This is a genomic window from Teichococcus deserti, assembly GCF_001982615.1.
GTDB lineage: Bacteria > Pseudomonadota > Alphaproteobacteria > Acetobacterales > Acetobacteraceae > Pseudoroseomonas > Pseudoroseomonas deserti.
Genome location: NZ_MLCO01000184.1, coordinates 1 through 22,910, shown reverse-complemented (window position 1 = coordinate 22,910; position 22,910 = coordinate 1). Strand labels below are relative to the sequence as shown.

Sequence of the window (22,910 nt, the reverse complement as noted above, 5' to 3'; positions counted from 1 at the left end):
ATCTATCCCTCCCTCAGAACACGCGGCAGAGGACCTCGCCGCCAACATTGGCAGCGCGGGCCTCATTGTCGCTCATCACGCCACGCGGCGTGGAGAGAATGGAGATGCCGAGCCCGTTGTAGAACTTCGGCAGTTCCTTGATCTTCGAGTAGACGCGACGACCAGGCTTCGAGACGCGCTCGATTTCCTTGATCGCGGGCTCACCCTCGGAATACTTCAGCTCGATATCGAGCACGGCGACACCCGGACGCACCTGCTCGGAGCGCCACGCACGGATGTAGCCTTCGCGCTTCAGGACTTCGAGCACATCGGCGCGAAGACGGCTGGAGGGCGAAGAGATGCGCGCCTTACGGGCCTGGTGCCCGTTGCGGATGCGCGTGAGCATATCGCCCAGCGGATCGGACAGCGACATGCGGCCCCCTTACCAGCTGGCCTTGACGAGACCCGGGATCTGGCCGGTCGAGGCCAGGTCACGGAGCGCGTTACGGCTCAGCTTGAACTTACGGTAGTTGCCGCGCGGGCGGCCGGTCAGCTCGCAACGCAGGCGCACGCGCACCTTCGCACCGTTGCGCGGCAGCTGGGCGAGCTTCAGCGTCGCCTCAAAGCGGTCCTCCACCGGAAGCTCGCGGTTCATCACCACGGCCTTCAGGGCGGCGCGCTTGGCATTGTGCAGCTTCGAGAGGCGCTCGCGGCGCTGATTCTTCTCGACAGCCGATGTCTTGGCCATGCGGTCTAAATCCTCCGGAACCTGCCCGGACCATCCGGGCGGTTTTCCCAACTCAGTTGACGAACGGGAGGTCGAAGCCCTTCAGCAGGGCCTTGGCTTCCTTGTCCGTCTTCGCGGTCGTGACGAAGACGATGTCCATGCCACGGATCGCGTCCACCTTATCATAGCTGATTTCGGGGAACACGATCTGCTCCTTCAGGCCGAGCGAGTAGTTGCCACGGCCGTCGAAGCCCCTATTACCAGGAATGCCACGGAAGTCACGCATGCGCGGCAGCGCGATGGTGACCAGGCGGTCCAGGAACTCGTACATCCGGGCGCGACGCAGCGTGACCTTGCAGCCGATGGCCTGGCCCTGGCGGATCTTGAAGCCGGCGATCGCCTTCTTCGCCAGGGTCTTCACCGGCTTCTGGCCGGCGATCATCGTCAGGTCGGCCAGCGCCGCCTCGAGCTTCTTCTGGTCGCCCGCGGCTTCGCCAACACCCATGTTGATGACGATCTTGGACAGCTTCGGCAGCTCCATCGGGCTGCCATAGCTGAACTCGTCCTGCAGCTTCTTCCGCACCACATCAGCATACAGCTGCTGCAGGCGCGGCAGTTCCTTCGCCTCGCTCATGCGATCACCTCGCCCGAGGCCTTCGCGACCCGGACCTTCTTGCCGTCTTCGAGCACCTTGAAGCCGACGCGGGTGGGCTTGTCGGACTTCGGGTCGATCAGCGCGATGTTGGAGAGGTCGAGCGACGCCTCCTTCTCGACGATGCCGCCCTGCTGCCCCATGCCCTTCGGCTTGGTGTGGCGCTTCACGATGTTCAGGCCCTGCACGATGGCGCGGCCTTCCTCAGGCAGCACGCGCAGCACTTCGCCGCGCTTGCCCTTGTCCTTACCCGTGAGGATCTGGACGCGGTCGCCCTTCTTGATCTTCGCGGCCATGGTTACAGAACCTCCGGCGCCAGCGAGATGATCTTCATGAACTTGCGCGCGCGCAGCTCACGAACGACCGGGCCAAAGATGCGCGTGCCGATCGGCTCGTTCTGCTTGTTGATCAGAACGGCGGCATTGCGATCGAAGCGGATGGCGGTGCCGTCCTGGCGGCGAACCGGGTAGGCGGTGCGCACGATCACCGCGCGCTGCACGTCACCCTTCTTCACCTTGCCGCGGGGAATCGCTTCCTTCACGGACACCACGATGACGTCGCCGACCGAGGCGGTGCGGCGCTTGGAGCCGCCGAGCACCTTGATGCACTGCACGCGGCGCGCACCGGAGTTGTCGGCAACCTCGAGGTTGGACTCAACGATAATCATCGGTCAGTCCGTCCCTCAGGCCTGCGCCGCAACCGGGGCCGCGTCGGCAGAGAAGCCGGGCGTGGTCACCGAGGCGCCATTGCGCTCGATCACCAGCCAGGTCTTCCGCTTGCTGATCGGCCGGCACTCCTCGATCGACACGACGTCGCCTTCCTTGCACAGGTTGGCGTCGTCATGCGCGGCATACTTCTTCGAGCGCCGGATGAACTTCTTGTAGAGCGGATGCATCACGCGACGCTCGACAAGCACCGTCACGGTCTTGTCCATCTTGTCGCTGACCACCCGCCCGGTGAGGACGCGCTTCGGCATTGCCGGGGTCTCCTCTCGTCAGGCCTTGGCGGCCGAGCGGGACTGCTCGGCCAGCACGGTCTTAACACGGGCGATGTCGCGGCGCACCACCTTGATGCGGGAAACCGCCTCAAGCTGGCCAGTCGCGCGCTGGAAGCGCAGATTGAACTGCTCCTTGCGGAGATCCAGCAGCATCGTCTTCAGCTCGTCCGCGGTCTTGCCGCGGACATCCACGATCTTGGTCATCGGCTCAGGCCTCCGCCGCGCCCAGGCGGGTCACGAGCTTGGTCTTGATCGGCAGCTTGGCCGCGCCGAGACCCAGCGCCTCACGCGCCGTCTCGACCGACACGCCGTCGATCTCGAACATGATGCGACCCGGCTTGACACGGGCAACCCAGTATTCGGGCGCACCCTTGCCAGAACCCATGCGGACTTCCGCCGGCTTCGTGGAGACGGGGACGTCCGGGAAAATGCGGATCCAGACGCGCCCCTGGCGCTTCATGGCGCGGGTGATCGCGCGGCGAGCCGCCTCGATCTGCCGGGCGGTGACCCGCTCCGGCTCCATCGCCTTGAGGCCAAAGCCGCCGAAGGACAGCGAGAAGCCGCCCTTCGCCACGCCCTTGATCCGACCCTTGTGCGCCTTACGGAACCGCGTGCGCTTCGGAGAAAGCATTGTCTCGTATCCTCAGCGCTGCGGCGCCTGCTCCGCGGCGCGCTTGTCCTGCGCCAGCGGATCATGGGCCATGATCTCGCCCTTGAAGATCCAGACCTTCACACCGCAGGTGCCATAGGTCGTCTTCGCGGTCGCGGTGCCATAGTCGATATCGGCGCGGAGCGTGTGCAGCGGCACCCGGCCCTCGCGATACCACTCCATCCGGGCAATCTCGGCGCCGCCCAGGCGGCCGCCGCAATTGATGCGGATGCCGCCGGCGCCGAGGCGCATGGCGGACTGCACGGCACGCTTCATCGCGCGGCGGAAGGCCACGCGGCGCTCGAGCTGCTGGGCGATGCTCTCGGCCACCAGCTGCGCCTCGATCTCCGGCTTGCGGATCTCGACGATGTTCAGCGCGACCTCGGCCCCGGCGAGCTTCGCCAGATCCTTGCGCAGCACCTCGATGTCGGCGCCCTTCTTGCCGATCACGACGCCCGGACGGGCGGCGTGGATCGTCACGCGGGGCTTCTTCGCCGGACGCTCGATGATGACCTTCGAGACGCCGGCGCCCTTCAGGCGATCCTTCAGGGTCTTGCGGAGCTTCAGGTCATCATGCAGCAGCCGGGAATAGTCGGCGCCGGCGAACCAGCGGCTGTCCCAGGTGCGGTTGATGCCGAGCCGCAGCCCGATCGGATTGACTTTATGGCCCATGTTACGCGGCCTCCTGCTGCGCCGGCTCGGTCGGCACCGGCTGCTCGGCAACCACGATGGAAAGGTGGCTGAACCACTTCTCCACCCGCGCCGCCTTGCCGCGGCCGCGGGCGTGGAAGCGCTTCATCACGATGGCGCGGCCCACTTCCACCCGCGACACGACCAGGCGGTCGACGTCGAGCTGGTGGTTGTTCTCCGCGTTCGCGATTGCCGATTCCAGCGTCGTCTTCACGGTCTGCGCGATGCGGCGCTTGGAGAAGGTCAGGATCGCGACCGCGTCCTGCGCCTTCTTGCCCCGGATCAGACCAGCGGCCAGGTTCAGCTTGTAGGGCGACACCCGGATGTTCCGGGTGACGGCCTTCGCCTCGGTTTCGGCGAGCGTGCGCTCGTGCTTCGGCTTGCTCATCGCTTAGCCCCGCTTCGCCTTCTTGTCCGAGGAATGCCCGGTGAAGGTGCGGGTCGGCGAGAACTCGCCGAACTTATGCCCCACCATGTTCTCGGACACCTGGACGGGAATGAACTTCTTGCCGTTGTAGACACCGAAGGTCAGCCCGACGAACTGCGGCAGGATCGTGCTCCGACGCGACCAGATCTTGATGACCTCGTTGCGGGTGGAGGCACGGGCCGCTTCCGCCTTGTTCAGCAGGTAGCCGTCGACAAACGGCCCCTTCCAGACACTGCGCGACATCGCGGTCAGCCCTTCGTCACGTTGCGGCGGCGGACGATCAGCTTGTCCGTGCGCTTGTTGGTGCGGGTCTTGTAGCCCTTGGTCGGCTTGCCCCACGGCGTGACCGGGTGACGGCCGCCCGAGGTCCGGCCTTCACCACCACCATGCGGGTGGTCGACCGGGTTCATGACGACGCCGCGCTGATGCGGCTTGCGGCCCAGCCAGCGCGAGCGGCCGGCCTTACCAAGATGCTGGTTCTGGTTGTCCGGGTTGGACACCGCACCGATCGAAGCCATGCACTCGCCACGCATCAGGCGCAGCTCGCCCGACTGCAGCTTGACCTGCGCATAGCCGGCATCCTTGCCGACCAGCTGGCAGAAGGTGCCAGCCGAACGGGCGATCTTGCCGCCGGCGCCGGGCTTCATCTCGATGTTGTAGATGATCGTGCCGACCGGGATCGAGCCGAGCGGCATCGCGTTGCCCGGCTTGATGTCGACGCGCTCACCGGCCACCACCGTGTCGCCCACCTTCAGGCGCTGCGGCGCGAGGATATAGGCGAGCTCGCCATCCTCGTACTTCAGCAGCGCGATGAAGGCGGTGCGGTTCGGATCGTATTCCAGCCGCTCAACGACGGCCGGCACGTCGAACTTGCGCCGCTTGAAGTCGATCACGCGGTAGGACTGCTTGTGTCCACCCCCACGGAACCGAACGGTGATGCGGCCATGATTGTTGCGGCCGCCGGAGTGGCTCTTGCCCTCCGTCAGCTGCTTGACCGGCTTGCCCTTGAACAGGTCGGAACGGTCGATGAGGACCGTCCCGCGCAGGCTCGGGGTAACCGGGTTAAAGTGCTTCAGCGCCATGGCGTTAAGCGAGCCCCGTGGTGAGGTCGATGCTCTGGCCCTCGGCCAGGCGGACGACCGCCTTCTTCCAGTCGGAGCGCTGGCCCTCACGGCCACGCACCCGCTTGGTCTTGCCCTTCATGACGAGGGTGTTCACGGCGACGACAGTCACCCCGAACAGGCCCTCGACGGAGGCCTTGATCTCAGGCTTGGTCGCCGTGAGCGGCACCTTGAAGGTGACCTGGCTCTGCTCGGCGAGGCCCGAGGCCTTCTCCGTGATCATCGGCGCGAGGATGGTCTGATACATCTTCTCGCGCGAGATCACGATCTTCGGCTTCTTGGTCGCGGTCTCGCTCATGCCAGCCGCTCCTTCAGCGCCTCGACGGCCTGACGGGTGACCGCCAGAACGTCATGCTTCAGAATGTCGTAAACATTGGCGCCGAGCGTCGGCAGCACGTTCACGTTCTTCAGGTTGCGCACGGCGCGACCGAAGCCCTCGTCGACGGTCGCGTCGACGACCAGCGCGCTCTTCCAGCCCAGCGCCTTGACCTTGGAGGCCATGGCGGCGGTCTTGAAGTCGGCGCCCATCGCCGCCGTGTCGAGCACGATCAGCTTGCCTTCGGCGGCCTTCTGGCTCAGCGCGCTGATCAGGCCCAGGCGGCGGACCTTCTTGTTCAGCGAGTAGCCATGGTCGCGCACGACCGGGCCGTGCACGGCGCCGCCGGTGCGGAACTGCGGCGCGCGCAGCGAGCCCTGGCGGGCGTTGCCCGTGCCCTTCTGGCGATACGGCTTCTTGGTGGTGCCAGAAACCTCGCCCATGCCCTTCACCTTGTGGGTGCCGGCGCGGCGCTTGGCGAGCTGCCAGTGCACCACGCGCGCCATCACGTCAGCGCGGGGAGAAGCGGCGAACAGGGCTTCCGGGAGCTCGATCTCGCCGGCCTGGCCGTTGTCCAGGGTGATGACAGGAACCTGCATGTCCTAACCCTCAGGCCACGGCCGCGGGGAACGGCGCATCGGCAGGACGGGCGACCTTCACGGCGTCCCGAACCAGCACATACCCGCCCTTCGCACCAGGCACCGCGCCCTTGACCATCAGCAGACCCTTCTCGAGATCGAAACCGGCGATCTCCAGGTTCTGCGTGGTAATGCGCTCAACGCCCAGATGGCCAGCCATCTTCTTGTTCTTGAAGGTCTTGCCCGGATCCTGACGGTTGCCCGTCGAACCGTGGCTACGGTGGCTGATGGAGACGCCGTGCGACGCTTCGAGGCCCGAGAAGTTCCAGCGCTTCATGGCGCCGGCAAACCCCTTGCCCTTCGACGTGCCGGTGACGTCCACCAGCTGACCCTTCACGAAGTGACCCGCGGTCAGCGTCGTGCCGGGCTCCAGCGCGGCGTCAGCGGCCACGCGGAATTCCACCACCTTCTTCGGAGCCTCGACACCCGCCTTGGCGAAGTGACCCTTGTTGGGCTTCGAGACATTCTTCGGCTTCGCCAGGCCAATGCCCAGCTGAACCGCAGCGTAACCGTCCTTCTCTTCCGTGCGGGCGGCCACCACGCGCACCTGGTCCAGGTGCAGCACGGTGACGGGCACGGTCGAGCCGTCGTCATTGAACAGCCGGGTCATCCCCAGCTTCTTGGCGATCAGGCCGGTGCGACCATTCTTCGCGGCCATGGCAGATTGCTCCCCGGGCCTTAGAGCTTGATCTCGACGTCCACACCGGCCGCCAGGTCGAGCTTCATCAGCGCGTCCACGGTCTGCGGGGTGGGATCGACGATATCGAGCAGACGCCGATGAGTCCGGATCTCGAACTGCTCACGGCTCTTCTTGTCGACGTGCGGCGAACGGTTCACGGTGAACCGCTCGATCTCCGTCGGCAGCGGGATCGGGCCACGCACGCGCGCGCCCGTCCGCTTCGCGGTGTTCACGATCTCCCGCGTGCTGCCATCCAGCACGCGGTGATCGAACGCCTTGAGGCGGATGCGGATATTCTGGCTGTCCATGTTCTGGCGCCTGTCTCTCTTCCGCTGCCGCTTACTTGCTGATCGAGGCGACGACGCCGGCGCCGACCGTGCGGCCACCTTCGCGGATCGCGAAGCGCAGGCCCTGGTCCATGGCGATCGGCGCGATCAGCTCGACGTCCATGGCGACGTTGTCGCCCGGCATCACCATCTCGACGCCTTCCGGCAGCTGCACCACGCCCGTCACGTCGGTCGTGCGGAAGTAGAACTGCGGACGGTAGTTGGTGAAGAACGGCGTGTGACGGCCGCCCTCTTCCTTCGTCAGGATGTAGGCCTCGGCCTTGAACTTGGTGTGCGGCGTGATCGAGCCGGGCTTGGCCAGAACCTGGCCGCGCTCGACGTCCTCGCGCTTGGTGCCGCGCAGCAGGGCGCCGATGTTGTCGCCGGCCTCGCCGCTGTCCAGCAGCTTGCGGAACATCTCGACGCCGGTCACGGTCGTCTTCACCGTCGCCTTCAGGCCGACGATCTCGACTTCCTCACCGACCTTGACGATGCCGCGCTCGACGCGGCCGGTCACCACGGTGCCGCGGCCCGAGATCGAGAACACGTCCTCGATCGGCATCAGGAACGGCAGGTCCTTCGGACGCTCCGGCTGCGGGATGTAGCTGTCGACCGCTTCCATCAGCGCCAGGATCGCCTGCTCGCCCAGCTCCGGCGACTTGTCTTCCAGCGCCATCAGGGCCGAGCCCTTGACGATGGGGATGTCGTCGCCCGGGAACTGGTAGGAGCTCAGCAGCTCGCGCACTTCCATCTCGACCAGCTCGAGCAGGTCGGGATCGGCCATGTCGCACTTGTTCAGGAACACGACCAGCGCCGGCACGCCGACCTGGCGGGCCAGCAGGATGTGCTCGCGGGTCTGCGGCATCGGGCCGTCCGCGGCGGACACGACCAGGATCGCGCCGTCCATCTGGGCGGCACCCGTGATCATGTTCTTCACGTAGTCGGCGTGGCCCGGGCAGTCGACATGCGCGTAGTGGCGGTTCGCGGTCTCGTACTCGACATGCGCGGTCGAGATCGTGATGCCGCGGGCGCGCTCCTCGGGAGCCTTGTCGATCTGGTCATAGGCGGTGAAGGACGCGCCGCCCGACTTCGCCAGGACCTTGGTGATCGCCGCCGTCAGCGACGTCTTGCCATGATCGACGTGGCCGATCGTGCCAATGTTGCAGTGCGGCTTGTTCCGCTCGAATTTCGCTTTCGCCATCTATCGGTCACCCTGTCGGTCAAGCGCCGATGTCGGCGCAGAAACGCCCATGGCCCAACGCCCGCTCCGAACAAGTTGGAGCGGGTGACGGGAATCGAACCCGCACAACCAGCTTGGAAGGCTGGGGCTCTACCATTGAGCTACACCCGCACCGCGCGATCGCCACAGAGTGACGTCCGCGCCGTGGCGCCTCCTGCCGGGATGGTGGTTCCGGCCATCAACCGCGACACCGTCGCGACAAGAGGGCCGGAATATGGAGGGGGTTGGATTCGAACCAACGTAGGCGTGCGCCAGCGGATTTACAGTCCGCCCCCTTTAGCCACTCGGGCACCCCTCCATGCGTTCCCGGCCGGCGGGAGCGCCGCGCTCTATCCGGTTTCGGGCGGTGCTGTCAACGGAGGGGGCGGCGAAGAAAGTGAAGAAACTGCATCGCGGCGCTTGCTTCGGCCCCGCCGATCCGCAGGATGCGCCGCATGTCCCGCCCCCCTCGCCGGCCGGAAGGCCCGCGCTCCCCTTCCCGTTCCTCGTCCCACGGCGCCGCGCATGGCGCCGCTCATGGCCCCGCTCAGGGTGCCGGCCGCGCGCCCGGCCGCACCCCGCGCCCCGGCGCCCCGGCGCCCGAGCCCGCCGCCGAGCCGGCGCCCAGGGGCCGCGGCCGCAACCCGCGCGACCTGCGCGGCACCGAGCCGCTGCACCCGCCCGAGGCGCGGCGCGAGAAGCCCGACCACAACACGCTGTGGCTCTACGGGCTGCATGCGGTCGCCGCGGCGCTGGCCAATCCGCGCCGGCGCTTCAAGCGGCTGCTGCTGACCACCGAGGCCGAGGCGGCGCTGGCGGAAAAGCTGCCCAAGCCCTGGAAGCTGCAGGCCGAGCGGGTGGAGCGCGCCCGCTTCCAGACCTTCCTGACCGAGGATGCGGTGCACCAGGGCGCGGCGCTGCTGGCCGAGCCTCTGCCGCCGGTCGACCTGGAGGATGCGCTGGCCGCCTCGCGCGGGACGGTGCTGCTGCTCGACCAGGTGACCGATCCGCGCAATGTCGGAGCCATCCTGCGCTCGGCCGCGGCCTTCGGCGCCGCGGCGGTGATCATGCAGGACCGCAATGCGCCGCCGGAGACGGGGGCCATGGCGCGTGCCGCGGTGGGCGCGCTGGACACCGTGCCGGTGGTGCGCGAGGTCAACCTGTCGCGCGCCATCGTCACGCTGCAGAAGGCGGGCTACTGGGTGATGGGGATGGACGGCGCGGCGAAGACGACGCTGGCCGCCGCCAAGCCGAAGGACCGTCCGGTGGCGCTGGTCCTCGGCGCCGAGGATAGCGGCCTGCGCCGGCTGCAGCGCGAGACCTGCGACGAGCTGGTGAAGCTGCCGATCACCGATGCGATCGAGAGCCTGAACGTCTCGGTGGCCGCCGCGGTGGCCCTCTACGAGCTGGCCCGCGGCTAAGGACTGCGGACCCTGTGCCGGGGCATCGCCCCGGCACCCCGAAAAAGAATCACGGAAAAGTGGGCGGCGTTAAGGCAGCGTTCATTGCTGCGGCGCATCTTCCGCGGGCCGTCGGACAGACGGAACCCTGCCAGGACGGCGCAGCCCCGGACCCCCACCATGTCCTCCAGCCGTGCCCTTCCCTGGAATGATTTTTCCGAGCAGCAGCAGCTCGCCTTCTCGCAGGAGGCGCTGCGCCGCGCCGCCCTGACCCTGGCGGGCCATGCGGAGCTGCTGGCGCGGGAGATGGAAGGCGGCGCGCTGCTCGACCAGGGCGGACCGGAGGCCCTGCGCCTCTTCGCCCAGGTGATGCGCGCCACCACCGCCGATGCCTTCGGGACGCCCTGCCAGGCCTGACGCCGGCCGCACGCCCCGCCTTGAGACCCGCTGCGTCGACAACCCCTTGCCGAGGCTTCGCCCGATGACCGACACCGCCACCGACCTGCTGATCCTGCCCGCCACCCGCGAGGGCGAGATCCGCGCCTGGGCCCTGCTGCACGCGCTGACGCTGCAGCTGCGCCCGCTGGAAGACTTCCTGCCGGGCGAGGGCACCGGCGCCGTGGTCGCCATCGCCCGCGACGCCAAGGCCAGGCGGATGCTGGCGGAGCTCGCCCCCGCCGCCTGAGAGCCTCCCCTCAATCGGGGCGCAGGCTGCCCTGGCGCACCACCGCCGCCCAGCGCGCCGCATCGGCCGTGATGCGGCGGGACAGGGCGGCCGGCGGCTCGTCCAGCACCTCGACCCCCAGCCCCGCCAGGCGCTGCGCCAGCTCCGGTTTCTGCAGCGCCGCGGTGCCGGCCGCCGACAAACGGGCGGCGATGCCAGGATCGATGCCGGCCGGGGCCACCAGCCCGTGCCAGCCGGTGGCGGTCAGGCCGGGCAGCCCCGCCTCCTCCAGCGTCGGCACGGAGGGCAGGGCGCCGGCCCGCGCCTCGGAGGAGACCGCCAGGCCACGCAGCCGCCCGGCCTTCACCGCGTCGGCGACGGCGCCGATATTGATCCAGACCACCTGCAGGTGGCCGGCCAGCAGGTCGTTGATGGCCAGTGCCCCGCCGCGATAGGGCACGTGGGTCCAGCGCAGCCCGGCGGCCTGCTGCATCAGCTCGCCGACCAGATGCGACAGGCTGCCATTGCCCGGCGTGCCGACGGCCTGCGGCGCGCCTTTGGCGGCGGCGACGAAGCCCGCCAGGTCCTGGACCGCGGAATCGGCGCGCACCACCAGGATCTGCGGCACGGCGACGCCCGAGAGGATCGGCGCGAAGGCCGTCAGCGGATCGTAGTTCAGCTTCGGGAACAGCGCGGCGTTGATCGACAGGCTGTCGGAGCCCGCCAGCAGCGTGTAGCCGTCCGGCCGGGCGCGCGCCGCCGCCTCGTAGCCGATATTGCTGCCGGCGCCGGGGAGATTCTCCACCTGCAGGGTCTGGCCCAGCAGCTCGCCCATGCCGCGGGCGATCAGCCGCGCCACCACGTCCTGGCTGCCGCCTGGCGCCACCGGCACGATCAGCCGCAGCGGGTGGCTGGGGAAATCCCCCGGGGCGGACGGCGCCTGCGCCAGGGCGGGGCTGGCCGGCAGGGCGGCGCCCAGGGCCAGCAGGCCGCGGCGGGACAGCATATTGCGCGACATTGAATCGTGGTTCCTGCGGCCGGCCGGCGTGGCCTTGCCCCGTCCCGGCGTGATTCGAATGGATTGTTGCGGTGGTTCATCCTAAAATATCATGAAGGAAAGTGCATCAGGAAAATTCCCATGAAGGATCCTCTCGACAGCGTCGCCGGCGCCTGCTGCGTCGCCCCCGCCATGGCCCCGCAGGAGGTCGACGAGCCGGTGCTCTGGGCGCTGGTCGCCGCGCTCTCCGCCGTGCTGGCGCTGGGCTGGCTGGCCTGACCCTGCGCGCCGCCCCATCTCCTTGATCGCACAGCGATATCGCCCGCGCATAAGCCGCGCCCGCGGTCGTTTTCGCCGCCCGCGCCCCCTTGCGCCGCCCCCTCGCGCGGGAGCATCGTGCGGCCCGAACCCCGACAGCATGGAGTATGGGCGATGGGCGTGACGGCAGCCGACAGCAACGCGGCGCTGCAGGCGAGGCGCGAAGCGGCCGTGCCGCGCGGCCTCGGCATCCAGCTCCCGGTCTTCGCGGCCAAGGCCGAGAACGCCGAGATCACCGATATCGAGGGCAAGCGCTACATCGACTTCGCCGCCGGCATCGCGGTGCTCAACACCGGGCACCTGCATCCGAAGGTGAAGGCGGCGGTGCAGGCGCAGCTCGAGAATTTCAGCCACACCTGCATCCAGGTCATGCCCTATGAGGGCTATATCCGCCTGGCCGAGCGGCTGAACGCCACCGTGCCGACCCGCGGCCCGCGCAAGACGGTCTTCCTGACCACCGGCGCCGAGGCGATCGAGAACGCGGTGAAGATCGCGCGCCACCACACCGGCCGCTCGGGCGTCATCGCCTTCTCCGGCGCCTTCCACGGCCGCACCCTGCTCGGCATGGCGCTGACCGGCAAGGTCGTGCCCTACAAGGCCGGCTTCGGCACGCTGCCGGGCGACGTCTACCACCTGCCCTTCCCCGTGGCCTATCACGGCAAGGAAGTCTCCCAGACCCTCGAGGCGCTGGAGACCCTGTTCAAGGCCGATATCGATCCGAAGCGCATCGCCGCCATGATCATCGAGCCGGTGCAGGGCGAGGGCGGCTTCTACGTCGCCCAGGCCGAGCTGCTGGCCGGCATCCGCAAGATCTGCGACGACTACGGCATCGTCATGATCGTCGACGAGGTCCAGACCGGCTTCGCCCGCACCGGCAAGATGTTCGCCATCGAGCATTCCGGCGTGCAGCCCGACCTGGTGACCATGGCGAAGTCGCTGGCCGGCGGCTTCCCGCTCTCGGCCGTGACCGGCAAGGCCGAGATCATGGACAGCCCGCAGGCCGGCGGCCTGGGCGGCACCTATGGCGGCAACCCGCTGGCGCTGGCCGCCGGCAACGCCGTGCTCGACATCATCGAGGAGGAGGGCCTCTGCGCCCGCGCCGACGAGATCGGCACGATCCTGACCGACCGCCTGAAGGAGCTGCAGAACTCCAACAGCCTGAAGGGCGTGATCGGCGACATCCGCGGCCTCGGCGCCATGGTGGCGATGGAGCTCGTGGCCGATGGCGATGCCAACAAGCCGGACCCGGAGCTGACCAAGGCGCTGATCGCCAAGGCCGCGCAGAAGGGCCTGATCATCCTGGCCTGCGGCGTCCGCGCCAATGTCATCCGCTTCCTCTGCCCGCTGACCGTCTCGAACGAGCTGCTGTCCGAGGGCATGGACATCCTGGGCGAGGCCATGCGCGAATGCGTGGCCGAGCGCGCCGCCTGATCTGACTGCCCCATGTTCGGGGTGAGGCTGCTGCTGCGCGCCGCCTGGCGCGGGGCGTTCGTGGCAGCCTCCTTCTACCTGATCGCCAAGGTCATGGCCGGGCGGGGGGGCACATCCCCCCTGCCGCTGGAACAGGCCTTCGCCCAGGCGAGCTTCGAGCGCCTGGGCGAGGTCGCTGTTCACGGCGCCCTGGCCGCCATGCTGCTGATCTGCCTCCTCCGCCCGATCCCCGCCGGACCCTGCCGCGCCATCAGCGGCGGCCTGGTCATGGGCGCCGCCGCGGTGGTGGTCTTCCACCAGTCTACCCTCTTCGTGCTGCACCAGACCGCGGGGCTCGTGCCCGTCCGCGGCTTCCTCTTCGCGCCCATGCACGTCCTGGCCGAGATGCCCATCCTGGCCGGCATGCCCAGCCTCTACGCGCTGATGCTGCTGGGCGGCGCGCTGGGCGGGCTGCTGGCGCTGCTGCTGCGCCTGGCGCTGGTCCTGCCCGACCTCCTCGTCGGCTGGCTGGTCGGCGCCCTCGGCTTCACCTGGCTGCAGCGCTGGTTCATCACCGTCCCCGGCTTCGACGCCGAATGGTGGCAATGGGTGGTGATCAACGGCGGCTGGGGCTGGGGGGCGGTCTTCCTGATGCGGCCCCTGGCGCTGCGCGGCGGCGAGGACCTCCACCGGGAATTCGAGGAGCCGCAGCACGCGATGGAAGGCGCCGGCAGGAAGTAGGGCCAGGGGGCCGAAGTCGCCTGGACCGTGCCCGGCCTCTGCCGGATCAGCGGGCCAGGCGCTCCGAGGCGTGGCGCTTTTCCCAGCCCTCCCGCTCCAATTCCGGGATCTCCTCCTCGCGCTGCGGCCAGCCCAGGCAGAAATAGCCGATCAGCCGCCAGTCTTCCGGCACGTCGAGAGACGCTTTCGCCGCCTCAGGGTCGAGAATGGAAACCCAGCCGAGGCCAAGCCCCTCGGCACGGGCGGCCAGCCACAGGCTGTGCAGCGCCATCACCGCCGAGTAATCCAGCGTCAGCGGCATGGTCTGGCGCCCCAGCCCATGGCCCTGCGCGGGGTCGGGCAGGCAGAACAGCGCGAAATGGCAGGGCGCCTGGTCAAGCCCGGCCAGCTTCAGCCGGGCGTAGAGCGAAGCCTTGCCCTCCGCCTGGCCGGACAGCGCCGCGGCGTTGCTGGCGGCGAAATTGACGCGGATGGCGGCGCGGCGGGCCGGGTCGTCGACGGTGACGAAGCGCCAGGGCTGGCTCAGCCCGACCGAGGGCGCGAGGTCCGCCACCGTGATCAGCCGGTCCAGCAGCGCGGGCGGCACCGGATCGGGCCGGAAATGCCGCACGTCGCGGCGCCAGCGGAACAGCTCCGTCAGCTCGGCCCGGAAGGCGGCGTCGAAGTCGCGTCCCGTCATGCGTCGGCCAGCTGGTCGCGCGGGATGGCGAAGCGGCGTGCCTCCAGCAGCGCCAACCGCTCCGGCACGCTGCCGGCCGAGGCCAGGCCGATGGCCGTGACGCCGATGCCGATCGCCCGCCCCTCGGCATCCGCCCCCGCGGCGCGGCACAGGATTTCCACCCGCAGCATCCCGCCGCCGGCGGCGACCTCCAGCCCGACCAGCGGCGTGGCCCCGGCGGGGACCGACAGCACCCGCGGCTCGCCAGCAGGCTGGTCGTCGCGCAGCACCAGCAACTCGACCGGCTGGTCGGGCGCGGGGCCGTCGTCCAGCGGCAGGCCCTGCAGCGAGACCTCGAGCCACAAGGGCCCCGGATCGGGCGCGGCCAGCGCCAGGGTGGCGGCGCCGGGGCGGGTCCAGCAGCCCCAGGGCTCCAGCGGGTGCCAGGCCTCGCCCTCGCGCAGCGTCTCGGCCACTGCCATGGCCAGGCGCGGCCGGCTGCCGGCGATGCGCTTCAGCGGATGCGGCCGCCCCGCCGCCACCGGCGCCAGGGGGCGGGGGCCGCCGGCCTCGGCCAGACGGGCGGCGTCGCCGAGGAACTGCGCTGCCACCGCATCCCAGCCACGCGGCGGCGGGCGGATGGCGGCCTCGGCCTGCTCGCGGAAGCCGCGGTCATGGATCAGCCGCTGCAGCTGCGCCAGCAGGTCGGGCTCGCTGTTGGGGGCGAAGAAGACGGCGCCGCCCTCGCCCGCCTCGACCAGGGCGGAATGGCGCGGCACCAGCGCCACCTTGCCGGCGGCCAGGCTTTCGGTGACCGGCAGGCCCCAGCCCTCGTGGTGGCTGTTGTAGAGGGTGAACAGGCTCGCCCGGTACAGCGCCGCCAGCAGCGGGTCCGACACCTCGGACAGGAGGCGCACCCGCGCCCGCAGCTCCGGCGCGCCGTCCAGCAGGGCCAGGGCGGCCTCGGCGCGCCAGCCGGGGCGGCCGACGCAGACCAGCAGCGGCACCTGGGCGGCCGCCGGCGTCCCCGCCGCGCGGCGCAGCATCGACAGCCAGGCGTTGAACACCATCAGGTGGTTCTTCCGCCCCTCGATGGTCGAGACGAACAGCACGAAAGGCGTGTCGCCGCGCAGCAGCGGATGCGGCGGCACCTCGCCGGCGACGGCCCGGGGCGCGGCGTCGAGCCGCAGCACCGCGGCCTCCGGCACCGGCAGCTCCGGCAGCATGGTGCGGTGCAGCCGCTTCATGTCCTCGGCGGTGGAGCGGGAGACGGCAATGACGCCATCCGCGTGGAGAGAAAGATTGGCGAACCAGCGGGCATAGTCGCGCACCACGCCCTCGGCGCAGTGCTCGGGCAGCAGCAGCGGGATGCAGTCGTGCAGCAGCGGCACGTGGCGCAGCCCATCGCGCTCCCGCGCTGCGCGCAGGCAGGCGAGGTGGTCGGGCAGGCTCCAGCTGCCGCCCAGCGTCGCCAGCACGGCACCGGGGGCGAAGCGCAGCGGCGGCGGGGTCTCGATCAGCGCTTCCAGCAGCTCGACGGCGGAAAGCCATTCGGGGTCGGTCGCATCCGCCCCGGTGGTCATCAGCAGGTCCAACCGGAGGAAAAGCGGCGCCGGCAGCTCGCGCCAGCCACCGCCCATCCGCGCCATGGCCGCCAGCCGCGGCGCCGGCTGCCGGGCCAGCGCCGCCCGCGTCAGGTCCAGCTGCACCCGCTGGATGCCAGACGGCGCGCGGTGGCCGCCGCGCACCCAGGCGGCAAGATCCGTCAGGTCCAGCACCACCCCGCCGGCCGGCGTCGCCGCGCGGCCCGGACGGGCGCGGGCCAGCGCATGCCATTCGCGCCAGGGGTTTTCCGCCAGCGGCGCCAGCAGCGCGGCTTCGGCATAGGCGTCGCGGGCGGCGTCGCGCCGGCCCAGGATCTTCTCGGCATGGCCGATCTGCAGCGGGATATCGGCGTCGCGCGGCCGCAAGGCCGCAGCACTTCGGTACAGCGCCAGGGCGGCCGGGACGTCGCCGGCCTCCTTCAGGCAATGGCCGCGCTGCACCTGCATGCCGGCATCGTCCGGGCGCAGCGCCAGGAAGGCGCCATAGGCCTCGGCCGCCGCGCGCCATTCGCGCTTGTCGCGCAAGGCATCGGCCTCCCGCCGGATGACCTCCGCCTCCTGCTGCCGACCGCTCATCGCCGCCCCCGTCCGTGCATGACGCCTATCGGCCCTGCGGCCCCGCCGCGGTCAAGTCCTCTTGCGCCCCTCTTCTCGCAGTGCAGCAAATCCGTGACCGCGGAATGCAATCGCCCCCTTCGCCGCGGCGCCAGGCTCCGCTAGGGTCGGGCCCATGCGGTCCCGAATCTATATCGACGGCTACAACCTCGCGCTCGACAAGGGCACGGGTGTCGCCACCTACGCGCGCAACCTGAGCTTCCGGCTGGGGGCGCTGGGCGCCGAGGTCGGCGTGCTCTACGGCACCCGGGCCAGCCCCAGCCGCAACGAGCTGATCCGCGAGATCGCCTTCTTCGACAACCGCGTCGGCGACGCCTCGGCGCTGCTGCGCTGGCTGCGCAACACGCGGCGGACGCTGATGGGGCCGCTCGGCGAATACGCCACCCGCATCCCGGTCACCGGCAGCGTCATCTCGACGACCTATGAAAGCCGGATGCCGCATTTCGACCATCTGTGGAACGTCGAGAACGGCTTCAACCTCGCCCACAACGCCTTCAAGGTCTATGGCCGGCCGGTCAGCGTCACCATGCCGCGGCCGCCGCACATCATGCACTGGACCTATCCGCTGCCGATGCGGATCCCGGGCGCCAAGAACATCTACTGCCTGCACGACCTGGTGCCGCTGCGCCTGCCCTACACGACGCTCGACAACAAGCGCCGCTACTACAAGATGAACCGGCAGATCGTGCAGAAGGCGGACCATATCGTCACCGTCTCCGAGGCGTCGCGCCAGGACATCATCAACCTGCTGGGCGCCGACCCGGAGAAGGTGACCAACACCTACCAGGCGGTCGAGCTGCCCCGGAAGTTCACCGACAAGCCGGTCAACGAGGCGCAGGACGAGATCCGCGGCAGCTTCGGCCTGGAATGGAAGAAGTACTTCCTGTTCTTCGGCGCCATCGAGCCGAAGAAGAATGTCGGCCGCATGATCGAGGCCTACCTGTCCTCCGGCACCGACCTGCCGCTGGTCCTGGTCGGCAAGAAGGCCTGGCAGAGCGAGGAGGAGCTCAAGCTCATCTTCGACGACCATATCCGCTACCAGGTGCAGGAAGGCTCGATCCTGCGCCAGCGCAGCAAGATCATCCTGCTGGACTACGCGCCCTTCCGCCTGCTGATCTCGCTGATCCGCGGCGCCAAGGCGGCGATGTTCCCCTCGCTCTACGAAGGCTTCGGCCTGCCGGCGCTGGAGGCGATGAAGCTCGGCACCCCGGTGCTGACCTCCAACACCTCCTCCCTGCCCGAGGTCGTGGGCGATTCCGCCATCACCATCGACCCCTACGACGTCCGCGCCATGACCGAGGCCATCCGCGCCCTGGACACCGACGCCGAGCTGCGCGGCTGGCTGGAAGACGCCGGGCCGAAGCGCGCGGCGTTGTTCAGCAACGAGGCTTACGACAAGCGCCTGCGCGAGGTCTACACGCGGCTGGGGGCCACCCTGGGCGAGGAAGGCGAAGCGGCAGCGCAGTAAGGGTTTGGCAGGCTGGGGGAATGAATTCCCCCAGACCCCCTTCTTTCTTCTGCGGTGACTGCCGTGTCCACGTGAAGACAGTACGTGAAACGGCCAATCGACAGCGCGACCTGTAAGGGCGCGCTTTTTTCATGAAATGGCGTCCCGCCGTGATGCCCTGGTGCCGCTGCCGACGAAGGCGCTGGCCCGTTCACGGCCGGTGAACAGAAAAAAGATGGGGTCCAGGGGAATTCATTCCCCTGGCCTACCTCTGTCCTGCTGTCAGGCTTCTTTCCTGAAGCAATGCACCTTCGCGGCCCCATGTTCCCGGACCGCGACGTCCTCGTATCCCGGCAGGACCACCGCTTCTTCCCGACCGGTTTCCGCGATCACCAGGGCGCCGGGCGCGATCCATCCGGCGGCGCCGAGGGCGGCGACCGACTTCGGCACCAGCTCCTTGCCGTAGGGCGGGTCGAGGAACACCAGGCTGCAGGCCGCCACCATCTTGGGCGGGCGGGTCGCGTCGCCGGCCATGATCCGGGCGCGCGTCGATTCCTGGCAGAGGGTGATGTTGGTGCGCAGCACGCCGAGCGCCACGCGGTCCTGCTCGATGAAATAGGCCGAGGCGGCGCCGCGCGACAGCGCCTCCAGCCCCAGCGCGCCGGTGCCGGCGAAGGCGTCCAGCACCACCGCCTCTTCCACCGCCTCGCGGCCGGCCCAGGGGGCGTGCCACAGCATGTCGAACAGCGCCTGGCGGACGCGGTCGGCGGTCGGGCGGGTGGCGGCGCCCGGGGGCGCCTCCAGCCGGCGGCCGCGATGCCGCCCGGCGATGATCCGCATCAGCGCGGCTTGCGCGGGCCGCCGCGGCCGCGCTTGCCCGGGCCTTGCGGCTGGTCGGCATCGGGGCCCTGGGCGATGGCGCCCCAGGCCCGGCGCAGCGGCTCGGTGGCGTTGCGCGCGCGCGGCGGCTTGGCCGGGCGGGAGCGCTGCATGGCCTCGGGCTTGGCGACGGGCTTCGGCGCGGTCGGGTCGCCCTCGGCGGCTGTGATCGCGGCGGCGCGGGCGGCGGCCTCGGCGGCCAGCTCCTTGCCGCGGCGGATGCGCGGCGGCGCGTCGAGGCCGAGCTGCTCGCGCATCACCTTGGCGCTGACCTCCTCCACCGCGCCGCGCGGCAGGTCGCCGAGGCTGAAGGGGCCATAGGCGGTGCGGATCAGCCGGGTCACCGTCAGGCCGAGATGCTGGAGGACGCGACGGACCTCGCGGTTCTTGCCCTCGGTCAGGGTGACGGTCAGCCAGGCATTGGTGCCCTGGCGGGAATCGAGCCCGGCCTGGATCGGGCCATAGGCCACGCCCTCGACGGTGATGCCGTAGGCCAGCTGGGCCAGCGCCCGCTCGTCGACCCGGCCATGGACGCGCGCGCGATAGCGGCGGTTCCAGGCATTGGCCGGCAGCTCCAGCTTGCGCGACAGGGCGCCGTCATTGGTCAGCAGCAGCAGGCCTTCGGAATTCAGGTCCAGCCGGCCGACCGAGACCAGCCGCGGCAGGGCGGCCGGCAGCTCCTCGAACACCGTGCGGCGGCCTTCCGGATCCTTGTGCGTCGTCACCAGCCCGGGCGGCTTGTGGTAGCGGAACAGGCGGGTGTGCTGCGCCTGGCCGACCGGCTTGCCGTCGACGACGACGCGGTCCTCAGGCCCGACGAAGGTCGCCGGCGTCTCGATGATCTGGCCGTTGAGGGACACCTTGCCTTCGGCCACCAGCTTCTCGGCATCGCGGCGGCTGGCGACGCCGGCGCGGGCCAGCCACTTGGCGATGCGCTCGCCGCGGCCAGCGTCCTCGGCGTCCTGGATCTCGTCGGTCATGCGGCCCTCCGCGCGGCGGCGGCGTCGCGGCAGGCGGCGACGAAGGCGTCCAGGATGGCCTGGTCCTTCGGGTCCACCGCGTATTCCGGATGCCACTGCACGCCCAGCGCGAAGCGGTGGCCGGTGGATTCGATGCCCTCGATCACCCCGTCGGGCGCCACGGCATTGACCAGGGCGCGCGGCCCCGGCGTCGCGACCGCCTGGTGATGCGCCGAGTTCACCGCCATGCGCAGCGTCCCCGCGGCGTGGGCCAGCAGGCTGCCCTCGGTGATGGCGACCTCGTGCCCGGGCTCGGTGCGCGGGTTGGGCTGCTCATGCGGCAGGCAATCGGCGACGCTGTCCGGGATGTGCTGGATCAGCGTGCCGCCGAGCGCCACAGCCAGCAGCTGCTCGCCGCCGCAGATGCCGAGCACGGGCATGTCGCGGGCCAGCGCGCCCTGCACCATGGCCAGCTCGAAGGCGGTGCGGCCCTGCTTCAGCGTCACCGTCTCATGCGCCGGCCCGCCGCCATAGAGCGAGGGATCGACGTCGAAGGCGCCGCCGGTGACCAGCAGCCCGTCCACCTCGTCGAGATAGGCCTCGGCCAGCGCGGCCTCATGCGGCAGGGCGACGGGCAGGCCGCCCGCCCGGACGACGCTGGCAAAATAGTTCTGGCGGAGGGCGTACCAGGGGAGCTTGGAGTAGCCGCCGGGCTGCTCCGCATCCAGGGTCAGGCCGATCAGGGGAAGCTTGCGCATCCCGCGGTCCCTAGCCCCCTCGCGCCGGGATCACAACGGAAAGCTGCGCCCTCCCCCCGCGAAACGCGCAAGCCCGCCTTGTCGGGCGCGGGGCTTTGCGCTGATCTGCCCGCGGGATCGTCAGGAGAGACATCGATGGAATTCTCGGGCAAGCGCGTCGTGGTCATGGGCGGCAGCCGCGGCATCGGCCGCAGCATCGCGCTGGGCTTCGCCAAAGAGGGCGCGTCGGTCGCCATCTGCGCCCGTGGCGCCGGTCCGCTGGAGGCCGCGCGGGCCGAGCTCGCCGCTTTCGGCAACCCGGTCTTCGCTGGCCCCTGCGACCTGTCCAAGGCCGACCAGATCGCGGCCTTCATCCCGGCCGCCGCCGCGGCGCTGGGCGGCATCGACGTGCTGGTCAACAACGCCTCCGGCTTCGGCCAGACCGATGACGAGGCCGGCTGGGCTGCCTCCTTCGACGTCGACATGATGGCCATCGTCCGCGCCAGCCAGGCCGCCCTGCCCTGGCTGGAGAAGGCGGCCGAGCCCGGCAAGCCCGGCTTCGCCTCCATCATCAACGTCTCGTCCATTTCGGCGATGCGGGCGAGCACGCGCTCGGCCCCGTATGGCGCGATCAAGGCGGCGGTCATTCACTACACCGCCAGCCAGGCCAAGATGCATGCCGGCAAGGGCATCCGGGTCAACGGCCTGGCCCCGGGCTCGATCGAGTTCCCCGGCGGCAGCTGGGAAGACCGCCGCACCAGCAACCCGGCGCTCTACAACTCCGTCCTGTCGCAGATCCCCTTCGGCCGCCTGGGCGAGCCCGAGGAAATGGCCGATGTCGTCCTCTTCCTCGCCTCCCGCCGCGCCCGCTGGGTCACCGGCCACACCATCACCGCCGATGGCGGGCAGCTGATCGGCCCGTGACGCCCATTGAGCTCGCCCTGGCGGAGGCGCGCGCCGCCGCCGCCCGGGGCGAGGTCCCGGTCGGCGCCGTCGTCACCGATCCCGCGGGACAGGTGCTCGGCCGCGCCGGCAACCGGGTCGAGGCAGACCACGACGCCTCGGCCCATGCCGAGATCCTGGCCCTCCGCCAGGCCGCCCGCCTCCGCGGCTCGCCCCGCCTGACCGACTGCACCCTGACCGTCACCCTCGAGCCCTGCCCGATGTGCGCCCAGGCGGCCAGCTTCTTCCGGGTAAAGCGCATTGTCTTCGGGGCCTATGACCCCAAGGGCGGCGGCGTCGAGCACGGGGCGCGCATCTTCCAGGCACCCTCCTGCCACCACGCGCCGGAAGTCGTGGGCGGCATCCGGGAAACGGAATGCGCCACGCTGCTGACCGACTTCTTCAGAAACAAAAGATCAGGGGCTCCGCCCCCGAACCCCCGCCGGGGGAACTGAGTTCCCCCGGACCCCCGCATTCTGAAGGAATGGTCAGAAGACCGGACCTTGGCGCGACACCCCGCGCAGCGCAGCATCTACGCCATGGATACCTCACCACCCGACCCGCGCGCGGTGCAGCGCATGGTCGCGGTCTTCGGCCTGGGCGGCTTCGCCGGCGCCCTGGCCGGCCGCGCCCTCGACCCGCTGATGGGCGAGCTCGCCACCGAATTCGCCACCCCGCATGAACAGGTGGCGCTGCTCGCCAGCGCCTTCACCCTGCCCTACGCCCTGATCCAGCCCATCCTGGGGCCGATGGGCGACAGCTTCGGCAAGCGCCGCATCATCGGCCTCTGCCTCGGCCTGCTCGCCGTCATGCTCGCCGCCTGCGCCCTGGCGCCCACGCTCGACAGCCTCTTCGCCGCCCGCATCGCGGCGGGCCTGGCCGCCGGCGGCATCTTCCCCCTGACCCTGGCGCTGTTCGGCGACCGCGTGCCGATGGAACAGCGCCAGGTCGCCATCAGCCGCTTCCTGGCCTGCGCCATCCTCGGCCAGCTGGCCGGCGGCGCGGTCTCGGGCCTCGCCGCCCCCTTCATCGGCTGGCGCGGCATCATGGCCGTCTGCGCCCTGGCCGCCGCCGCCTCGACCCTGGTGGTCTGGCTCGATACCCGGCGCAGCCCGGCGC

At 70.0% G+C, this 22,910-nt stretch carries 32 protein-coding genes, 2 tRNA genes and 1 pseudogene; 10 read left to right on the top strand and 25 right to left on the bottom strand.

From position 1 onward, the window contains the following. Nucleotides 1-13: 13 nt before the first annotated feature. From rpsH to BKE38_RS18065, 19 genes are all read right to left on the bottom strand, one after another. Nucleotides 14-412, bottom strand: coding sequence for a 30S ribosomal protein S8 (rpsH, locus tag BKE38_RS18155; RefSeq protein WP_076958679.1), 399 nt, complete (start codon nt 410-412; stop codon nt 14-16). 9 nt (nt 413-421) lie between these two features. Next, nucleotides 422-727, bottom strand: coding sequence for a 30S ribosomal protein S14 (gene rpsN / locus BKE38_RS18150; RefSeq protein ID WP_076958678.1), 306 nt, complete (start codon nt 725-727; stop codon nt 422-424). A gap of 52 nt (nt 728-779) precedes the next feature. Beyond that, nucleotides 780-1,340 carry a 50S ribosomal protein L5 gene (gene rplE / locus BKE38_RS18145; RefSeq protein ID WP_076958677.1) on the bottom strand — a complete coding sequence of 187 codons (561 nt, stop codon included), beginning with the start codon at nt 1,338-1,340 and terminating at the stop codon, nt 780-782. After that, on the bottom strand, nt 1,337-1,654 hold the full coding sequence (rplX, locus tag BKE38_RS18140; RefSeq protein ID WP_076958676.1) for a 50S ribosomal protein L24: 318 nt from the start codon (nt 1,652-1,654) through the stop codon (nt 1,337-1,339). Before rplX ends, rplE begins: the two co-directional genes overlap by 4 nt. A 2-nt stretch (nt 1,655-1,656) precedes the next feature. Next, on the bottom strand, nt 1,657-2,025 hold the full coding sequence (gene rplN, locus BKE38_RS18135; protein WP_076958675.1) for a 50S ribosomal protein L14: 369 nt from the start codon (nt 2,023-2,025) through the stop codon (nt 1,657-1,659). Nucleotides 2,026-2,040: 15 nt separating this feature from the next. Then, the gene (gene rpsQ / locus BKE38_RS18130; protein WP_076958674.1) at nt 2,041-2,334 is read right to left on the bottom strand and encodes a 30S ribosomal protein S17; all 294 of its coding nucleotides are present in this window, start codon (nt 2,332-2,334) and stop codon (nt 2,041-2,043) included. A gap of 18 nt (nt 2,335-2,352) precedes the next feature. Continuing rightward, nucleotides 2,353-2,559 carry a 50S ribosomal protein L29 gene (gene rpmC / locus BKE38_RS18125; protein ID WP_076958673.1) on the bottom strand — a complete coding sequence of 69 codons (207 nt, stop codon included), beginning with the start codon at nt 2,557-2,559 and terminating at the stop codon, nt 2,353-2,355. 4 nt (nt 2,560-2,563) lie between these two features. After that, a complete protein-coding gene (rplP, locus tag BKE38_RS18120) occupies nt 2,564-2,986 on the bottom strand; it encodes a 50S ribosomal protein L16 (protein ID WP_076958672.1) in 423 nt (140 codons plus the stop codon). A gap of 12 nt (nt 2,987-2,998) precedes the next feature. Beyond that, entirely contained in the window at nt 2,999-3,676 is a 678-nt protein-coding gene (rpsC, locus tag BKE38_RS18115) for a 30S ribosomal protein S3 (protein ID WP_076958671.1), read from the bottom strand. Between the two features lies 1 nt (nt 3,677). Then, nucleotides 3,678-4,082, bottom strand: a complete 405-nt coding sequence (gene rplV / locus BKE38_RS18110) for a 50S ribosomal protein L22 (RefSeq protein WP_076958670.1) — start codon at nt 4,080-4,082, stop codon at nt 3,678-3,680. 3 nt (nt 4,083-4,085) lie between these two features. After that, nucleotides 4,086-4,364, bottom strand: a complete 279-nt coding sequence (rpsS, locus tag BKE38_RS18105) for a 30S ribosomal protein S19 (protein ID WP_076958669.1) — start codon at nt 4,362-4,364, stop codon at nt 4,086-4,088. A 5-nt stretch (nt 4,365-4,369) separates the two neighbouring features. Next, nucleotides 4,370-5,203, bottom strand: coding sequence for a 50S ribosomal protein L2 (gene rplB, locus BKE38_RS18100; RefSeq protein WP_076958668.1), 834 nt, complete (start codon nt 5,201-5,203; stop codon nt 4,370-4,372). Between the two features lie 4 nt (nt 5,204-5,207). Next, the gene (locus BKE38_RS18095) at nt 5,208-5,504 is read right to left on the bottom strand and encodes a 50S ribosomal protein L23 (RefSeq protein WP_420014333.1); all 297 of its coding nucleotides are present in this window, start codon (nt 5,502-5,504) and stop codon (nt 5,208-5,210) included. Between the two features lie 32 nt (nt 5,505-5,536). Next, nucleotides 5,537-6,157 carry a 50S ribosomal protein L4 gene (gene rplD, locus BKE38_RS18090; RefSeq protein WP_076958666.1) on the bottom strand — a complete coding sequence of 207 codons (621 nt, stop codon included), beginning with the start codon at nt 6,155-6,157 and terminating at the stop codon, nt 5,537-5,539. A 10-nt stretch (nt 6,158-6,167) separates the two neighbouring features. Beyond that, the gene (rplC, locus tag BKE38_RS18085) at nt 6,168-6,854 is read right to left on the bottom strand and encodes a 50S ribosomal protein L3 (protein WP_076958665.1); all 687 of its coding nucleotides are present in this window, start codon (nt 6,852-6,854) and stop codon (nt 6,168-6,170) included. A gap of 20 nt (nt 6,855-6,874) precedes the next feature. After that, nucleotides 6,875-7,183 (bottom strand): 30S ribosomal protein S10, encoded by a 309-nt coding sequence (gene rpsJ / locus BKE38_RS18080; RefSeq protein WP_007004401.1) that lies wholly within the window; start codon nt 7,181-7,183, stop codon nt 6,875-6,877. Nucleotides 7,184-7,214: 31 nt separating this feature from the next. Further along, a complete protein-coding gene (gene tuf, locus BKE38_RS18075) occupies nt 7,215-8,402 on the bottom strand; it encodes an elongation factor Tu (RefSeq protein WP_076958664.1) in 1,188 nt (395 codons plus the stop codon). 76 nt (nt 8,403-8,478) lie between these two features. After that, nucleotides 8,479-8,552, bottom strand: a tRNA-Gly gene (locus BKE38_RS18070). A 104-nt stretch (nt 8,553-8,656) separates the two neighbouring features. Further along, nucleotides 8,657-8,739 (bottom strand) — tRNA-Tyr (locus BKE38_RS18065). A gap of 136 nt (nt 8,740-8,875) precedes the next feature. Between BKE38_RS18065 and rlmB the strand changes: the two genes are divergently transcribed. From rlmB to BKE38_RS18050, 3 genes are all read left to right on the top strand, one after another. Beyond that, the gene (rlmB, locus tag BKE38_RS18060; protein WP_083747651.1) at nt 8,876-9,841 is read left to right on the top strand and encodes a 23S rRNA (guanosine(2251)-2'-O)-methyltransferase RlmB; all 966 of its coding nucleotides are present in this window, start codon (nt 8,876-8,878) and stop codon (nt 9,839-9,841) included. A 159-nt stretch (nt 9,842-10,000) separates the two neighbouring features. Further along, nucleotides 10,001-10,237, top strand: coding sequence for a hypothetical protein (locus BKE38_RS18055; protein ID WP_076958663.1), 237 nt, complete (start codon nt 10,001-10,003; stop codon nt 10,235-10,237). A 64-nt stretch (nt 10,238-10,301) separates the two neighbouring features. Next, on the top strand, nt 10,302-10,505 hold the full coding sequence (locus tag BKE38_RS18050) for a hypothetical protein (RefSeq protein WP_076958662.1): 204 nt from the start codon (nt 10,302-10,304) through the stop codon (nt 10,503-10,505). A 10-nt stretch (nt 10,506-10,515) separates the two neighbouring features. Here the strand turns inward: BKE38_RS18050 and BKE38_RS18045 are convergent, their stop codons facing one another. Next, nucleotides 10,516-11,502, bottom strand: coding sequence for a Bug family tripartite tricarboxylate transporter substrate binding protein (locus BKE38_RS18045; protein ID WP_076958661.1), 987 nt, complete (start codon nt 11,500-11,502; stop codon nt 10,516-10,518). Nucleotides 11,503-11,622: 120 nt separating this feature from the next. Between BKE38_RS18045 and BKE38_RS32215 the strand changes: the two genes are divergently transcribed. From BKE38_RS32215 to BKE38_RS18035, 3 genes are all read left to right on the top strand, one after another. Further along, the gene (locus BKE38_RS32215; RefSeq protein WP_165694220.1) at nt 11,623-11,760 is read left to right on the top strand and encodes a hypothetical protein; all 138 of its coding nucleotides are present in this window, start codon (nt 11,623-11,625) and stop codon (nt 11,758-11,760) included. 153 nt (nt 11,761-11,913) lie between these two features. After that, nucleotides 11,914-13,230: a 4-aminobutyrate--2-oxoglutarate transaminase gene (gene gabT / locus BKE38_RS18040; protein WP_083747650.1), complete on the top strand. Its 1,317-nt coding sequence runs from the start codon at nt 11,914-11,916 to the stop codon at nt 13,228-13,230. 12 nt (nt 13,231-13,242) lie between these two features. Next, nucleotides 13,243-13,950, top strand: coding sequence for a hypothetical protein (locus BKE38_RS18035; protein WP_076958660.1), 708 nt, complete (start codon nt 13,243-13,245; stop codon nt 13,948-13,950). Nucleotides 13,951-13,996: 46 nt separating this feature from the next. Here BKE38_RS18035 and bluB read toward each other — a convergent pair whose 3' ends face one another. After that, nucleotides 13,997-14,629 (bottom strand): 5,6-dimethylbenzimidazole synthase, encoded by a 633-nt coding sequence (bluB, locus tag BKE38_RS18030; RefSeq protein WP_076958659.1) that lies wholly within the window; start codon nt 14,627-14,629, stop codon nt 13,997-13,999. Next, nucleotides 14,626-16,788 (bottom strand): glycosyltransferase, encoded by a 2,163-nt coding sequence (locus BKE38_RS18025; protein WP_076958658.1) that lies wholly within the window; start codon nt 16,786-16,788, stop codon nt 14,626-14,628. The genes bluB and BKE38_RS18025 overlap by 4 nt, the downstream gene beginning before the upstream one ends. 154 nt (nt 16,789-16,942) lie before the next feature. Between BKE38_RS18025 and BKE38_RS18020 the strand changes: the two genes are divergently transcribed. Beyond that, nucleotides 16,943-18,295 (top strand): glycosyltransferase family 4 protein, encoded by a 1,353-nt coding sequence (locus BKE38_RS18020; RefSeq protein ID WP_076958657.1) that lies wholly within the window; start codon nt 16,943-16,945, stop codon nt 18,293-18,295. Nucleotides 18,296-18,556: 261 nt separating this feature from the next. Here BKE38_RS18020 and rsmD read toward each other — a convergent pair whose 3' ends face one another. From rsmD to BKE38_RS18005, 3 genes and pseudogenes are all read right to left on the bottom strand, one after another. Then, nucleotides 18,557-19,114: a 16S rRNA (guanine(966)-N(2))-methyltransferase RsmD gene (rsmD, locus tag BKE38_RS18015; RefSeq protein ID WP_076958656.1), complete on the bottom strand. Its 558-nt coding sequence runs from the start codon at nt 19,112-19,114 to the stop codon at nt 18,557-18,559. Between the two features lie 251 nt (nt 19,115-19,365). After that, nucleotides 19,366-20,133 (bottom strand): annotated as a pseudogene (locus BKE38_RS18010) (pseudouridine synthase); the annotation flags it as partial. After that, nucleotides 20,130-20,870, bottom strand: a complete 741-nt coding sequence (locus BKE38_RS18005) for a gamma-glutamyl-gamma-aminobutyrate hydrolase family protein (RefSeq protein WP_076958655.1) — start codon at nt 20,868-20,870, stop codon at nt 20,130-20,132. The pseudogene BKE38_RS18010 and the gene BKE38_RS18005, both read right to left, overlap by 4 nt. A gap of 135 nt (nt 20,871-21,005) precedes the next feature. Between BKE38_RS18005 and BKE38_RS18000 the strand changes: the two genes are divergently transcribed. The 3 genes from BKE38_RS18000 to BKE38_RS17990 form a co-directional block, all read left to right on the top strand. Further along, entirely contained in the window at nt 21,006-21,773 is a 768-nt protein-coding gene (locus BKE38_RS18000; protein ID WP_076958654.1) for an SDR family NAD(P)-dependent oxidoreductase, read from the top strand. After that, complete coding sequence (locus tag BKE38_RS17995; RefSeq protein WP_076958653.1) at nt 21,770-22,246, top strand: nucleoside deaminase; 477 nt, start codon at nt 21,770-21,772, stop codon at nt 22,244-22,246. Before BKE38_RS18000 ends, BKE38_RS17995 begins: the two co-directional genes overlap by 4 nt. A 48-nt stretch (nt 22,247-22,294) precedes the next feature. Further along, nucleotides 22,295-22,910 (top strand): MFS transporter (locus tag BKE38_RS17990; RefSeq protein WP_242662459.1); only part of this gene is annotated, 616 nt, incomplete at its 3' end.

Excerpts from the sequence above, each read along its gene's own strand:
- rpsH (WP_076958679.1), bottom strand. The coding sequence starts at position 412 with ATGTCGCTGTCCGATCCGCTGGGCGATATGCTCACGCGCATCCGCAAC.
- rpsN (WP_076958678.1), bottom strand. The coding sequence starts at position 727 with ATGGCCAAGACATCGGCTGTCGAGAAGAATCAGCGCCGCGAGCGCCTC.
- rplE (WP_076958677.1), bottom strand. The coding sequence starts at position 1,340 with ATGAGCGAGGCGAAGGAACTGCCGCGCCTGCAGCAGCTGTATGCTGAT.
- rplX (WP_076958676.1), bottom strand. The coding sequence starts at position 1,654 with ATGGCCGCGAAGATCAAGAAGGGCGACCGCGTCCAGATCCTCACGGGT.
- rplN (WP_076958675.1), bottom strand. The coding sequence starts at position 2,025 with ATGATTATCGTTGAGTCCAACCTCGAGGTTGCCGACAACTCCGGTGCG.
- rpsQ (WP_076958674.1), bottom strand. The coding sequence starts at position 2,334 with ATGCCGAAGCGCGTCCTCACCGGGCGGGTGGTCAGCGACAAGATGGAC.
- rpmC (WP_076958673.1), bottom strand. The coding sequence starts at position 2,559 with ATGACCAAGATCGTGGATGTCCGCGGCAAGACCGCGGACGAGCTGAAG.
- rplP (WP_076958672.1), bottom strand. The coding sequence starts at position 2,986 with ATGCTTTCTCCGAAGCGCACGCGGTTCCGTAAGGCGCACAAGGGTCGG.
- rpsC (WP_076958671.1), bottom strand. The coding sequence starts at position 3,676 with ATGGGCCATAAAGTCAATCCGATCGGGCTGCGGCTCGGCATCAACCGC.
- rplV (WP_076958670.1), bottom strand. The coding sequence starts at position 4,082 with ATGAGCAAGCCGAAGCACGAGCGCACGCTCGCCGAAACCGAGGCGAAG.
- rpsS (WP_076958669.1), bottom strand. The coding sequence starts at position 4,364 with ATGTCGCGCAGTGTCTGGAAGGGGCCGTTTGTCGACGGCTACCTGCTG.
- rplB (WP_076958668.1), bottom strand. The coding sequence starts at position 5,203 with ATGGCGCTGAAGCACTTTAACCCGGTTACCCCGAGCCTGCGCGGGACG.
- rplD (WP_076958666.1), bottom strand. The coding sequence starts at position 6,157 with ATGCAGGTTCCTGTCATCACCCTGGACAACGGCCAGGCCGGCGAGATC.
- rplC (WP_076958665.1), bottom strand. The coding sequence starts at position 6,854 with ATGGCCGCGAAGAATGGTCGCACCGGCCTGATCGCCAAGAAGCTGGGG.
- rpsJ (WP_007004401.1), bottom strand. The coding sequence starts at position 7,183 with ATGGACAGCCAGAATATCCGCATCCGCCTCAAGGCGTTCGATCACCGC.
- tuf (WP_076958664.1), bottom strand. The coding sequence starts at position 8,402 with ATGGCGAAAGCGAAATTCGAGCGGAACAAGCCGCACTGCAACATTGGC.
- rlmB (WP_083747651.1), top strand. The coding sequence starts at position 8,876 with ATGTCCCGCCCCCCTCGCCGGCCGGAAGGCCCGCGCTCCCCTTCCCGT.
- BKE38_RS18055 (WP_076958663.1), top strand. The coding sequence starts at position 10,001 with ATGTCCTCCAGCCGTGCCCTTCCCTGGAATGATTTTTCCGAGCAGCAG.
- BKE38_RS18050 (WP_076958662.1), top strand. The coding sequence starts at position 10,302 with ATGACCGACACCGCCACCGACCTGCTGATCCTGCCCGCCACCCGCGAG.
- BKE38_RS18045 (WP_076958661.1), bottom strand. The coding sequence starts at position 11,502 with ATGTCGCGCAATATGCTGTCCCGCCGCGGCCTGCTGGCCCTGGGCGCC.
- BKE38_RS32215 (WP_165694220.1), top strand. The coding sequence starts at position 11,623 with ATGAAGGATCCTCTCGACAGCGTCGCCGGCGCCTGCTGCGTCGCCCCC.
- gabT (WP_083747650.1), top strand. The coding sequence starts at position 11,914 with ATGGGCGTGACGGCAGCCGACAGCAACGCGGCGCTGCAGGCGAGGCGC.
- BKE38_RS18035 (WP_076958660.1), top strand. The coding sequence starts at position 13,243 with ATGTTCGGGGTGAGGCTGCTGCTGCGCGCCGCCTGGCGCGGGGCGTTC.
- bluB (WP_076958659.1), bottom strand. The coding sequence starts at position 14,629 with ATGACGGGACGCGACTTCGACGCCGCCTTCCGGGCCGAGCTGACGGAG.
- BKE38_RS18025 (WP_076958658.1), bottom strand. The coding sequence starts at position 16,788 with ATGAGCGGTCGGCAGCAGGAGGCGGAGGTCATCCGGCGGGAGGCCGAT.
- BKE38_RS18020 (WP_076958657.1), top strand. The coding sequence starts at position 16,943 with ATGCGGTCCCGAATCTATATCGACGGCTACAACCTCGCGCTCGACAAG.
- rsmD (WP_076958656.1), bottom strand. The coding sequence starts at position 19,114 with ATGCGGATCATCGCCGGGCGGCATCGCGGCCGCCGGCTGGAGGCGCCC.
- BKE38_RS18005 (WP_076958655.1), bottom strand. The coding sequence starts at position 20,870 with ATGCGCAAGCTTCCCCTGATCGGCCTGACCCTGGATGCGGAGCAGCCC.
- BKE38_RS18000 (WP_076958654.1), top strand. The coding sequence starts at position 21,006 with ATGGAATTCTCGGGCAAGCGCGTCGTGGTCATGGGCGGCAGCCGCGGC.